The 12,478-nt window shown below is 66.8% G+C and carries 10 protein-coding genes and 1 tRNA gene; 5 read left to right on the top strand and 6 right to left on the bottom strand.

The window, feature by feature from the left end; translation table 11 throughout:
- The first annotated feature begins 47 nt into the window (after positions 1 to 47).
- Both RUR_RS32655 and RUR_RS32650 read left to right on the top strand, forming a co-directional pair.
- Entirely contained in the window at positions 48 to 1,535 is a 1,488-nt protein-coding gene (locus RUR_RS32655) for a complex I subunit 4 family protein (RefSeq protein ID WP_283139075.1), read from the top strand.
- Complete coding sequence (locus RUR_RS32650; RefSeq protein ID WP_283139074.1) at positions 1,532 to 3,058, top strand: NADH-quinone oxidoreductase subunit N; 1,527 nt, start codon at positions 1,532 to 1,534, stop codon at positions 3,056 to 3,058. Before RUR_RS32655 ends, RUR_RS32650 begins: the two co-directional genes overlap by 4 nt.
- A gap of 213 nt (positions 3,059 to 3,271) precedes the next feature.
- Here RUR_RS32650 and RUR_RS32645 read toward each other — a convergent pair whose 3' ends face one another.
- Together RUR_RS32645 and RUR_RS32640 are read right to left on the bottom strand one after the other, a co-directional pair.
- Positions 3,272 to 3,856: a hypothetical protein gene (locus RUR_RS32645; RefSeq protein ID WP_283139073.1), complete on the bottom strand. Its 585-nt coding sequence runs from the start codon at positions 3,854 to 3,856 to the stop codon at positions 3,272 to 3,274.
- Positions 3,853 to 4,113: a nitroreductase/quinone reductase family protein gene (locus tag RUR_RS32640; RefSeq protein ID WP_283139072.1), complete on the bottom strand. Its 261-nt coding sequence runs from the start codon at positions 4,111 to 4,113 to the stop codon at positions 3,853 to 3,855. Before RUR_RS32640 ends, RUR_RS32645 begins: the two co-directional genes overlap by 4 nt.
- A gap of 199 nt (positions 4,114 to 4,312) precedes the next feature.
- On the opposite strand from RUR_RS32640, the gene htpX reads away from it, so the two are divergent.
- Entirely contained in the window at positions 4,313 to 5,170 is an 858-nt protein-coding gene (gene htpX, locus RUR_RS32635) for a zinc metalloprotease HtpX (RefSeq protein WP_283139867.1), read from the top strand.
- Position 5,171: 1 nt separating this feature from the next.
- Here htpX and RUR_RS32630 read toward each other — a convergent pair whose 3' ends face one another.
- From RUR_RS32630 to RUR_RS32620, 3 genes are all read right to left on the bottom strand, one after another.
- Positions 5,172 to 5,747: a pyridoxamine 5'-phosphate oxidase family protein gene (locus RUR_RS32630; protein ID WP_283139071.1), complete on the bottom strand. Its 576-nt coding sequence runs from the start codon at positions 5,745 to 5,747 to the stop codon at positions 5,172 to 5,174.
- Positions 5,748 to 5,759: 12 nt separating this feature from the next.
- Positions 5,760 to 6,137 (bottom strand): VOC family protein, encoded by a 378-nt coding sequence (locus RUR_RS32625; RefSeq protein WP_283139070.1) that lies wholly within the window; start codon positions 6,135 to 6,137, stop codon positions 5,760 to 5,762.
- 368 nt (positions 6,138 to 6,505) lie between these two features.
- Positions 6,506 to 6,994, bottom strand: coding sequence for a YajQ family cyclic di-GMP-binding protein (locus RUR_RS32620; RefSeq protein ID WP_283139069.1), 489 nt, complete (start codon positions 6,992 to 6,994; stop codon positions 6,506 to 6,508).
- A gap of 279 nt (positions 6,995 to 7,273) precedes the next feature.
- On the opposite strand from RUR_RS32620, the gene RUR_RS32615 reads away from it, so the two are divergent.
- Positions 7,274 to 7,358: transfer RNA gene (locus tag RUR_RS32615), tRNA-Tyr, on the top strand.
- Positions 7,359 to 8,747: 1,389 nt separating this feature from the next.
- Here RUR_RS32615 and RUR_RS32610 read toward each other — a convergent pair.
- Complete coding sequence (locus RUR_RS32610) at positions 8,748 to 10,286, bottom strand: DUF7507 domain-containing protein (RefSeq protein WP_283139068.1); 1,539 nt, start codon at positions 10,284 to 10,286, stop codon at positions 8,748 to 8,750.
- A 625-nt stretch (positions 10,287 to 10,911) separates the two neighbouring features.
- On the opposite strand from RUR_RS32610, the gene RUR_RS32605 reads away from it, so the two are divergent.
- Positions 10,912 to 12,009, top strand: a complete 1,098-nt coding sequence (locus RUR_RS32605; protein ID WP_283139067.1) for a leucine-rich repeat domain-containing protein — start codon at positions 10,912 to 10,914, stop codon at positions 12,007 to 12,009.
- Positions 12,010 to 12,478 lie beyond the last annotated feature (469 nt).

Raw genomic sequence — 12,478 nt, 5'->3', positions numbered from 1 at the left:
CGCTCACTCGGCGGGGTTCCGGCCGCTGTGACGAAGGTGGTGGCGGGATGACCTGGTTGCCGATCGCGCTGCTCGCCGTACCCTTGGCCGGTGCGGTGTTCCTGACCCCGCGGCAGACGACGCGGTTCGCCCGCCTCGCCGGGCTCGTCTTCTCCGGGGTGACGCTCGCGCTCGCGCTGATCCTCGCCGCGGTGTTCGACTACGGCGCCGCGGCTCGGGCCCAGTTCCAGGTCGACCTGGCCTGGGTGCCGGGGCTCGACCTCCGGTTCCACCTCGGGGTGGACGGGATCTCGCTGCCGCTGATCGTGCTGACCAGCCTGCTGACCTTCCTCTGTTTCATCGTGCCCCTCGCCGGGAAGCAGGGGTCGCCGCGGGCGTTCGCCGCGCTGATCCTCCTCCTGGAAGTCGGGATGATCGGCACGTTCCTCGCGCTCGATCTGCTGCTGTTCTTCGTGTTCTTCGAAGTCGTGCTGATCCCGATGTACTTCGTGATCGCGCGCTGGGGCGGCCCCGGGCGCCGGCGGGCCGCGACGAAGTTCATCCTCTACACGCTCCTCGGCTCCGCGGTGCTCCTCCTCGGCCTCCTGGTGATCTGGTCGTTCACCGGATCCTTGGACATCGTCGCCCTGGCCTCCGCAGGCGGTGCGGGGATGTCGCCGGTTGTCCAGATCCTGGCGTTCGTCGCGGTCGGGCTGGGACTCGCCGTCAAAGTCCCCATGTGGCCGCTGCACACCTGGCTGCCCGACGCGCACACCGAGGCACCCACCGTGGGCTCGGTGCTGCTCGCCGGGGTGCTCCTCAAGATGGGCACGTACGGCTTCGCCCGGATCGCCATCCCGATCCTGCCCGACGGCGCCGCCGCCGTGGCGCCCTGGCTCGGCGCCCTCGCCGTGGTGGGCATCGTCTACGGTGCCCTCGCCTGTCTGGCCCAGCGCGACCTCAAACGGATGATCGCGTTCTCCTCGGTGGGCCACATGGGGTTCGTCCTCCTCGGTCTCGCCTCCCTGACCCCCGTCGGCATCAACGCCGCCCTGTTCGGGAACATCGCCCACGGGCTCATCACCGGACTCCTCTTCTTCGTGGTGGGCGGGATCAAGGATCGGTACGGCACCTCCGACATCACCGCGCTCGGCGGCGGCATGCTCGCCCGGGCTCCCCACCTGGGGTCGGTGCTCACCTTCGCCTGCGTCGCCTCACTCGGCCTGCCCGGGCTCGCCGGGTTCTGGGGGGAGATGCTCGCCCTCCAGGGCGCGTTCGACCCGGCCGAGGGGCTCTCCCGGCCGCTCTTCCTGGTCTTCATGGCGATCGGGGGGATCGGGACGTTCCTGACGGCCGCCTACTTCCTGGTCATGCTTTCCCGGGTGACCCACGGCCGGGCGTCCACCGCCGCCCAGGGCCCGTTCGGCGACGTGGCCCGGCACGAGTGGCTCGCCTGGACCCCGCTGGTCGCCCTCACCCTGGTCTTCGGGCTCTGGCCGTCCGCACTCCTCACCGTCACCGACCCCGTCGTCCGCACCTTCCTGGGGGCGCCGTGATCCAGTCCATCGACTACGCGGCGATCGCGCCTCCGCTGATTCTCGCGATCACCGCCGGGCTCGTGCTGCTGGTGGATCTGCTGCTGCCGAAGTCCGCCGGGATTTCCCGCCGTACCGCGGTCTCGGTGCCGGCGCTCGCGGGAGTGATCGCAGCCCTGGTCGCCGTCGTGCTGCTCGCCTTGGGCGAGGACCGGAGCACCTTCTGCGTCCCCGAAGGGCTTCGCGTCGAGGGGTTGGCGTCCTGCTCCTACGTGGCCGACAACCTCTCCCTGGTGTTCGCCGGGGTGGTGCTCGCCGCGGCGGTCGTGGTCATCCTCCTTTCCATGGGGGAACGCGGGGTTCCGCAGGGGGAGTGGTACTTCCTGCTGCTCTGCGCGCTCACCGGAGCCGTCACACTCCCCGCCTCCCGCGACCTGATCACGCTCGTGGTGGCGCTGGAACTGCTGTCGCTGCCGGTCTTCGCCCTCACCGCGCTGAAACGCCACGACGGGAAGGCGGGGGAGGCCGCGCTCAAGCTCTTCCTCGTCTCGGTGGTCTCCACCGCGATCACCCTCTTCGGCATCTCGCTGATCTACGGGGTCACCGGCGGGGTGCACCTGGACTGGATCGCCGCGGCACTGCCCACCGACCGGAACGTGGTCGTCTTCGCGGGCGGTTCCCCGGAGGCCGCGGCCATCGCCGAGCGGATCCTCGGCGTGGTCGACCTCGGCCTGGTGATGGTCCTCGCCGGCTTCATCTTCAAGATCGCGGTGGTTCCCTTCCACTTCTGGGCGCCGGATGTCTACCAGGGCGCGCCGATCCCGGTGGCGGCGCTGCTCTCGGTCATCTCCAAGGCCGCGGGGTTCGCCGCGGTCTTCCTCGTGCTGACCAAGGCGTTCGCCGGGCTCGCCCACCTCTGGGCTCCTCTGGTGGCGGTGCTCGCCGCGCTCACCATGACCGTCGGGAACCTGCTGGCGCTCCGGCAGCGGCACGCCGTACGGCTGCTCGCGTGGTCGTCGGTGGCGCAGTCGGGCTACATCCTCGCCCCGCTCGGGGTCGCCGGGGAGCGTGAACTGTCGACGGTGGTCGCCGCCTCCACCGCCTACATCCTGATATATGCGGCTATGAACATCGGGGCTTTCTCGATTGTGACGCTGGTGGCCCGAGCCCGGCCCCGCGACCACCTCGACGACTACCGCGGGCTGTACGGCACCAACCCGGTGGCAGCCCTGGCCATGGCGTTTTTCCTGGTGTGCCTGGCCGGGCTGCCGCCGGGGCTGGCGGGCCTGTTCGCCAAGGTCGTCGTCTTCCGAGAGGTCGTGGTGGGCGATCTCGGCTGGCTCGCCGTGGTCATGGCCGTGAACACGGTGATCGGTCTCTACTACTACATGGCCTGGGCGGCCAGGCTGTTCGCACCTGCGGAACCCGGCGTCAGCCGTACCAGACTGGTCTCCGCACCAGTCGGCGTGGCCGTCGCCGTCGCCGTTGTGATCACCGGGGTCTTCTCCTTCGCCCCCCAGCTCGCGTTGTCCGTCCTGAACTGAAGCGGAGTGGTTTGAGCGGTTCAGGATGGAGCATCATCTCGGCCGGGAGTCCGACCGGCTCGCGACATTCCCCATCGGCGGCCCATCGGCTGGGTAGGCGTAGCCTGCGGCCGGTCGGTGTGCCTGGCCGCCGCGGCGTGACAGGTGCGTTGTCACCTGGCACAGCCCGGCTCTGTCAAGCGCCCCGGAATGGTGCCGGGCACATTGGCCGGCTCAGAGCAGCCGGATTCCCTTGACGATCTTGTCGAGTTCGGGAACGAGCGACGGGCTGGCCATCACGGTGATCACGACTCCCTTTCGCGCGACCCAGCCGACGTACCGTCCGCGGCCGAGCGCGCCGTCACCTTCCTTGGTGAGCACCTTGCGACCGCCGATCTTCGCGGTCTTCGTATGGGTGAACGTGCCAAGGATGATCGGGGCGTCCTTCAGCCGTGAGAGCTTGTCGGCGTCTTTCCAGCAGACCACTCGCACCCACAGATTTCTGTTCTTTGGATCCGCATCCTTACGGTCGTTGTTCCAGACATAGCTGTAGTCGCTGATGCCGTCGCCTTTGTTGATGAGGGTCGATCCGTGGGAGAAACCCTTTGGAATGTGGTTGACGCGGACTCCGGCGATGGCGGTGGCACCCCTCGGCGGCCGGTCGACCGTGCCGTCATGGGACCGCTTGACCTCTGCCTTGGTGGGGGTAGGGCAGCCCGCGGGTTTGGTCGCGGCCGCGTGGGCGGGCGAGACAATCAGCGTCCCGGCCGAAACGAGGGACAGCACTGCTAGAGCGAGTGCTTCCTGAGTTCTTCTCATGGTCGGTTGGATGCGCCTGCGACGGCAAAAGTTCGCGCTCTCCGGCGATCGAGATCGCGGGTGTCGAACCGGTCCGCGAGATCGATGTTCCGTCGATGCGCGTCGGCAGCCCTCGGTGCCGTCCCGGCCGGTGCGTCCGCGCCGACCGGTACCGGTATACGGCGGTCGGTTCCGCGCTGGTAGTCGGCATGATCCGGGTGTACGTCCACCGCCTCGCGCCACCAGAGGGCCTTCTCCCCCGAACGCCCCGGCCCCACCGTCGGTGCGAGTCGTCGACCAAGTGATCTGCGTTGCGGGAACTCCCCGTGGCGCGATCTACAACCGCCTCAACCAACCGTTTCGGGAACGTCCGACCTGGGCTCATACGTTGTGCCTAAGCAGAGTCTCTGCGAGCGGCCCGTCGGGACGCCTCCGATCGACCACCGGATCGATCCTGAGTTCGGAGAGGAGGAGGCGATGCACCACCACAGCGGGTTGCGGACAGCGATTCTTCTGGGGGTGATGTCCGCGCTGGTCATCGCGGTGGGTGCCTGGCTCGGCGGCGGGTTCGGGCTGCAGATCGCGCTCGTCCTCGCCTTGGCGATGAACGCCGTCGCCTATTTCTTCGCCGACCGGATCGCGCTGACCGCGATGCGTGCCCGGCCGGTCAGCGAGGTGGAGCAGCCCGTGCTCTACCGCATCGTCCGCGAGCTCTCCGTTTCGGCACGGCAGCCCATGCCGCGACTCTATGTGTCGCCCACGATGCAGCCGAACGCCTTCGCCACCGGGCGTAGCCCGAGAAAAGCCGCGATCTGTGTGACGGTGGGCCTGGTGACCCTGCTCGACGAACGTGAGCTGCGCGGCGTCGTCGGACACGAGCTCGCTCACGTCTACAACCGTGACATCCTCCTCTCCTCGGTCGCCGGCGCCCTCGCCACCATGATCACGTGGTCGAGCTATGTCGCGGTGTTCTTCGGCGGCTCCGACGACGAGGAGGGCCCCGGGTTCCTCGGCGCCCTCCTGCTGATGATCCTCGGGCCGGTGGCCGCCGGCATGATCCAGATGGCGATCTCGCGCTCCCGGGAGTTTCAGGCCGACGAGTCGGGCGCCCGGCTCACCGGGGATCCGCTGGCGCTGGCCTCCGCGCTACGCAAGATCGAAATGGGTGCTCGGGCCCGGCCGTTTCCCTCGGGCAACGCCCGGCTCGCGTCCGCGAGTCACCTCATGATCGCCAACCCCTTCCACGGGCACGGGATCGCCCGCCTCTTCTCCACCCATCCGGCGACGGCCGAGCGGGTCTCGCGGTTGGAGCGGATGGCCGGTTACCGGCGCTGAATCACGAGCGCTGGTTCACCGGATCGGTTTCCGCGGCGGAGAGCGCGGGGATGCCGTCGATGCTCTCCCGGTTGTTCTTGGCGCGATATGCCCGCTTCTCCTGCGTCTCCTTCCGCTCCGACCAGCGGTCGAGCAGATCGCGATCGCTTTCATAGGTCATGAGCGGCACGGAGAACCCGCAGGAGTCCGTGATGAGGTGGACGTCGACCACGATGATCGATCGGACCCCGGGGTGCGGGCCGAAGAGCCCGAGCAGGTCGGTCCACCCCTCGCACGTGGGGGTGACCGTGCGCCCTCGGCCGTACAGTCTTAGGATCTTCGGCGGTCCGGAGAAGGCACAGAACATGACCGTGATGCGGCCGTTCTGGCGGAGGTGGGCGATGGTCTCGACGCCGCTGCCATCAAGATCGAGGTAGGCGATCGTGCGGTCGTCGATGACCCGGAAGGTGTCCGCGTAGCCCTTGGGCGAGACGTTGACGTGGCCGCCATCGGTGGGGGCGGTCGCCACGAAGTACATCGGCTGCTCGCGGATGAACTCGCGCAGCCGCTCGTCGAGTGCGGGGTAGGTTTTTCCCATACGTTCCCCTTCTTAATGATCAGGGGTATTTGAGTAGTCTTCCCAATACGCTTCCACCACATATCCATCGGGATCAAGGCATTTGAAGCTGGCGAATCCTGGCTCGTCGCAGTGCTCTATCACCATGACGCCGTCGCCGGTGACCCGTTGGAACAGGGCGTTCACCTCGGAGGCATCCGCACACGTAAAGCCAAAATGGGCAAATCCCGACATGGGGGCAGGTCCGTGGTGCTCATTGATGGCAAGATCGAACCCGTCGGCATCACGAATGATCACTGTGCCGTCGTCGTACTCGGTGGCCGGACCGTCACCGAATCCGAAATAGGTCTCATAGAACCGGCGTGAACGCCGCCGGTCACGTACGGCGAGTGCCAAGTGCTTGAGTCTCATGTTGGTAACGCTAACCCTGTCCACTTTGAGGCGTCTATGCATTATTCGCCGGTGCGGATGGGTGGTTGCCTCAACGTCACCAGACGTGGTGCCTGCGCACCTGGCCTGGGGTTTCGGCTGTTTCGGGTGGGGCTGGTGGGGCGCATGTTCCGGAATATCTGAAATATCGGTTATGGGGTGGGAGTCGGGCTTGCCCATGCTTGATTGCGTACCTGCGGTAGCCGGACGGCGTCGGTCAGGTAGTTCGGTTCAGGCTCGCCCGGTCGACGAGGTGCTCGCGGGTCAGGTGGGGGGAGGGGCCCGAGGCTCGGGACGGACCTGGCTCGCCTGCGGCACAGGTCATGGTCGGAGCCTCGGGACGCCCCTCGTCACCGGTAGTTGACAAACTGCAGGGCGACGTCGAGGTCCTTGCCCTTGAGCAGGGTGATCACATCCTGCAGGTCGTCCTTCTTCTTGGAGCTCACCCGCAGCTCCTCGCCCTGAATCTGGGCCTTGATCCCCTTGGCTCCCTCGTCCCGGATGATCTTCGCGATCTTCTTGGCGTTCTCCTGGTCGATGCCCTCCTTGAGGCCGATCGTCAGCCGGTACTCCTTGCCGGAGAGCTTCGGTTCCCCCGCATCCAAGATCTTCAGCGATAGGTTCCGCTTAATGATCTTCTCTTGGAGGACGTCCAGGACCGCCTTGGCGCGCTCCTCGGAGTTCGCCTTGACCTCGATGTCCTTGCCCGACCACGCGATGGAGGCCCCGGTGCCTTTGAAGTCGAACCGGTGGCCGATCTCCTTGACCGTCTGGTTCAGGGCGTTGTCGACCTCCTGCCGATCGATCTTCGAAACGATGTCAAAAGATGAGTCCGCCAAAGTACAAACCCCTCTGAACTGCTAAGGCGCCTGCCCACGGGGCAGGCGGCATCCTGCGTCACCTGTTCCTCTGGCCTTCGCACCGACTTTAGCGGGAGTCAAAGGCCCCGCGTATCAGCAACCCATCGGCCAAAGGCCGACCCCGCCACCGGTCCGTCAGGCACCTGACCTGGGACAAGACCCTGGAGACCGAGCAGAGCGGGCTACGGCCAAACTGAGTTCACGCAAGGTCCGGAAGTCCGCTATCCTTCTACCTGCCACCGCGAAAGCGGACAGCACGGCAGGTTGCCCGAGTGGCCAAAGGGAGCGGTCTGTAAAACCGTCGGCTCAGCCTACGCAAGTTCGAACCTTGCACCTGCCACCAGGCAAGTTGGAGCCCCTGACCAGTGGAAACGCTGGCAGGGGCTCTTTGCTGTGTGGCCGACTATCGCCAGCCGTAACCGGCTGTCTACGGTTGGTTGTGTCGTATTTGTGTCGGCGTCCAGGTGGCGCCCTGGAGGAAATCGGCGATGCGCCGCCGGTTGATATCGTCACGGTCAGTGACGACCTTGGCATGCAAGGGGAGTAGGACGGCAAAGCAGTGTCCCGCCCACTCCGCAGCCTGCTGCGGGTCGGCTCTGGCATCGAGTTATGTGCTCACACACGTGCCGGGCGCGGTGATTCACCGACCGCAGCCGAGGATTCGTGTGGGATGGTCTTCGATCGACGAGGGCTCGCCGGTCGTGTGGGAAATCGGCCTTGACAGCGCTGAAGGCGCGTTTACTATTTTTTTAGGAAACTTTCTTAATAGTGTGCACCATCCTCGGGGGAATTCCGTAGCACGCCCAATCTGCTGGAGGCGAGCACAGATGCACATGAGAAAGCACGCGGCAGTCCTTTCCGCCGCAACCCTCGTCGCTACCGCCGCGCTCTTCGGGGCGTCTTCTCCCGCCCAGGCCACCACCTCCCCCGGCTGTACAGCCGGGCAGTATCCCGGGACCCAGATCTACTGGGGCCACTGCACCAACGCTGCCAGCCGATACCGAGTCGTGGTCAGGTTGACGTACCCCTATCCCTCGGGTGGCTCGTACGAAACGTGGGGTCCCTGCGTGTACAACGGACAGTACTCTGAGGTCACAGTCCCCCTCAGTCCCCCCGTCACAGGGGTATGGATCAACGGCTGCCCTTGACGCCGCCTCCCTCCACCGTGCCCGGCAACATCTTCGGTGCCCTGGGCGCCTTTGCAGCCCCGCTCCTTGTCGCTCATGCCGCTGAGCGACAAGGAGCGGGTGACCGAGATGTTCCGTGGAGAGGGACGCCGGACGACAAGACCCTCGTCCGCGTCAACGAGTAGAGGGCGTCCTACGCAGGGCGGTTGGTTCCGGCGAGGCGGGCTTGGAGGGCTGACTTGACGGCGGGCCATTCGGCTGCGACCACCGAGAACATGGCCGAGTCACGCACCAACCCCGCTTCGCCGGGCGCCCATGAGGGCGACCAAAGGCACCGCAGGCGGCACGTCCGCCCAGCTCAAGAAGGCGGCTGCCTATCTGCCCAAGCACGTCGACAAGTAGAGGATGCCGGAAGGTCGTGATCGATAAGCCCGCTGGGCCCGTACCGTGACGCTTGTGAGCGTAAGCTCGGCTGGCCCACGACGCCCTTCTGGAGTTGTCGACTCACCCCATCGGCCGTACAAAGCTCGCTCGGCGCGTCGCGGCTCCGTTGGACGGCCGTCCCGCCGTGAGCGGCTCACGGCGGGGCAGCCGATCTCAACAGGTCAGTTCTTCTGTGCCTTCACTGGTGCGCAGTACGGGCAGGCAGGGGCGGGGTCGACGCAGACCTTGACGCTGTCGCCGTTGTTGGACGGGTCGAGGTCGAGCTCGTTGCCGTCGGCGGTCGCGGTGTTGACGGTTTCGGCGACCGCGGTGGCCTTGGCCCTGATCGTCAGCGTTGCCGTGGCTCCGGCGGCGAGGTTGCCCACCGTCCAGGTTCCGCCGGCGTAGGAGCCGGTGGAGGGCGTCGCCGACAGGAGGGTGAGTCCGGCGGGCAGGGCGTCCTCGACGACGACTCCGGTCGCGTCGTTCGGTCCGCCGTTGCGGACGGCCACGTGGTAGGTGACCAGGCCGCCGACGGTGACCCGGGTCTGCTCCGCGGACTTGACCACGCTCAGGTCCACGGCCGGGTTCACCTCGGTGACGGCCTCGTCGCTGGTGGAGGTCAGCGGCTCGGGCTCGGGGCCGAGCCGGTTCTCGTAGTCGACGGTCCCTTGGTTGGTGACGGTACGGCCTGCGGCGGCCCGGCCGACCTTGACCTGGAACTGCACGGTGGAGCCCCCGGGGAGGACGTCGCTGTTGGGCAGTTCGCCTCCGGCCGTGGCGGTGGCCCCGTTACCGAGGGTGAAGCCGACCTTCCCGGTGGCGGGGTCGAACCAGGCCTGGTCGTCACCGCTCTGGTCGGTCTTGGCGCCGGCGTTCGGGCCGTTGACGACCTGGAGCGAGCCGGGCACGAACGTGGTCCCCGCCGGGACGGCGTCGGTCAGCCGGACGTTCCCCGCCGTGTCTCCGCCGTCGTTGACGGCGGTGAGCCGGTAGGTGATCACATCTCCGACGTTCACCGGCCCCTGCGGACTCGCGGTCTTGGTCACGATGACACAGGGCGCGGTGCCGAAGAAGACGTCGTCGAGGAAGTTGCCGATGGCGGCATTCCCGCCCGCCGCGGAGATGGAGCGGAAGGCGAATCGGGTCGTCGTCTGCCCGGCGGGCACGGTGTAGGTGCCCGAGTAGGTGCCCCACCTTGTGTTGCCGTCGGACATGACGGCCTGCTGCACGGGGCTTCCCGGAGCCCCGATGTCGAGGGCCATCCTGTCGGTGCCGAGGCGGCCGCGGTGGGACAGCCGCCAATACAGTTTCTGCCCCGGCGTGGTGGAGCGATCCTGGTAGAGGGTGGCGACCTGGGTGGCGTTCAGCTCGGCGAACTGGTCGCCCTCGATGGGCGGGACGCCCATCCGCCTGCTCCAGAGCTCGATCAGATGATCGGTGGAGGTCGTCCGCCAGCCCGGCACCGAGTTCGGGCCGCCCTGTGAGGCATCCGGGAACGAGGCCCACGGCACACCGGTGACGACAGGTGCCTCGAAACCGCCGTTGATCAACGCCACCCGATCCGGACAGTCGGCCGGGTTCGGCGCGGCCTGCGCGACCACACGTGCCGCATCCGCCGGGAGCGTGGCGCCGGCCAGCGCCACATCGGACAGGGTCAGCGGCAGGGCCACCGTCGCAAGAACGGTGACCGGATAACACATCCGAAGGATGCGTCTCATGAAGGAGTTCCTCTCGTCGGGTGGAAACAGGCGCCGTCCGCGGCGCCGCACGGAGTCTCGCCCGACGAGATCGTCTGGACCGGGGTGACACGGCTCGCCCGGCCAACAATTGGCAGGAGCTTGCGCTCTACGGAACCTCGACGGCAAGGCGCCGTGCCCTAATCGACCTCCCAGACGGCGGTGGGCCACCGAGATCACCGGGTGGCGGGAGCCAACCTGGGCAAGGTCGAGGAGGCCCGGGCGGGGTACGACGCGGACGGTCGACGCCCCGCCCTGCGTGATCGCGTACGGGACTTGCGTCCCCCGTGACAATGATTCGCAAGTCGATCGCCAGTGAGGGCTCGTAGCCTCGTTCTCGGTTCCCGCCTTTGGCGTAAGGAGACCCCGGGGGCGGGAACCGAGGAAACACGGGCAGGGCCGCGGGTTCACGCACGCAATCGGGTCTTTGGCCGGTGGCCATCCCCTCGAAAGGTGGCTTGAGCCTGCCTTGCCGTGCCGATCGCATGCTTCCAGTGGTCGGCAAGCTGTTCCCCAGTGCCGGTCCTTAGCCTCGTTCCGGAGCACGCCCGGCGCGATGCGATGCGGGCGGACCCGCCGGATGGGGACGACGAGGAGAAAGATCTTGATGGAGTCCGGGAGCGGCCAGACGATCGCCAACGAGAGGGCCAACGCGTGCCTGCGCGACGGTTCGACGACACTCGACCTGTCCCGGCTCGGCTTGGCGGCGGTCCCCGAGGCGCTCGTCGACCTCACTCACCTGACCGCGCTCAACCTGGGACACAATCAGCTGGTCGATGTGCCCTCGTGGCTGGGCAACCTGACCAAGCTCACCGAGCTCCACCTGGACTTCAACCGGCTGGCCGCCGTACCGGAGGGGCTGCGAAACCTCGTCAACCTCACCGTGCTCAACTTGCAGGCCAATCAACTGGTCACCGTGCCCGAATGGCTAGGTGGGCTCACCTGGCTTCACTTGGGCCACAACGAGTTGGTCGACCTGCCGGAGTCGCCGGGGGACCTCACCGGTCTCACCTCGCTCTACCTGAGCCACAATCGGCTGGCCGCTGTGCCGGAGTGGCTGGGGAACCTTTCCAACCTCAAGCTGCTCGGCCTGCAGGCCAATCAGCTGGTCGCTGTGCCCGGCTTCTTGGGGAACCTCACCGCGCTTACCGGGCTCTACTTGAGGAACAACGAGTTAATCGATCTACCGGAGGCGCTGGGGAATCTCACCGCCCTCACCGCGCTCGATTTGCGGGGTAACCGGCTGGTCGCCATGCCGGAGTGGCTGGGAAACCTCACCGAACTCGACTGGCTCGACCTGCGGGAGAACCGGTTGGTCGCCTTGCCCGAGTCGTTGGGGAACCTCACCAAGCTCTACCGACTCCATCTGGACCACAACCGGCTGACCCGCCTGCCTGAGTCGTTGGGGAACCTCACCGAGCTCAACCGACTCGACCTGAGCCACAACGAGCTGGCGGCCTTGCCCGAGTCCCTGGGAACGCTCACCCAGCTCAGGAGACTCGACCTGGATCACAACGGGCTGACCGCTCTGCCTGAGTCCTTGGGAAACCTCACCGCCCTCGACTGGCTCCATCTGGACCACAACCGGCTGACCGCTCTTCCGGACTCGTTGGGGAGCCTCATCGACACCGCTCTCACCGTGGGCTACAACCGGTTCGTCGCCTTGCCTGAGTCGCTGGGCCATCTCTCCGTACTGGATCGGTGATCGGCGGTCCGTCTTCCGAGTCCGGTACGGCCCAAAGCCAGGCGCGTGCTCTGTCGCCGGTCAGCGGGGGAACCGAAGCCGCCACGCGTCACATGATGGAGTGTCTCCCCGGCTGCCAACCCAGCCTTCCCCTGCCGCCTCATCGACAGTTATCACTATTAGCCGGTCCGACAAAAATGTCGAGGCTACTGGCTCCTTACTGGATCACAGAAAATCGCCCATCTTCAAGACCAGCCATGCGTGCTCGTGGCACCGCGCCAGCGACTCTTGTCCGGGGGCTGCCCACGACCCCCGCGCCCAGTACCCACTGCCGCTGTTTTCCTCGCAGTAGGCACCTGCTCGGGCGTACCTAGTGCGACATGAAGCCCATGCCTTGCCGCCTTGCGTTCCTCGCGGGTCTGACCAAACCCTGCAATCGTTCTGTATTGCCTGCGCGGCAGCAGGGGCAGGTGTGGTGAGCACCATTCCT

This window comes from Rhizohabitans arisaemae, assembly GCF_025996515.1.
Taxonomy (GTDB): domain Bacteria; phylum Actinomycetota; class Actinomycetes; order Streptosporangiales; family Streptosporangiaceae; genus Rhizohabitans; species Rhizohabitans arisaemae.
This window is presented reverse-complemented; position numbering and strand designations above follow the sequence as displayed.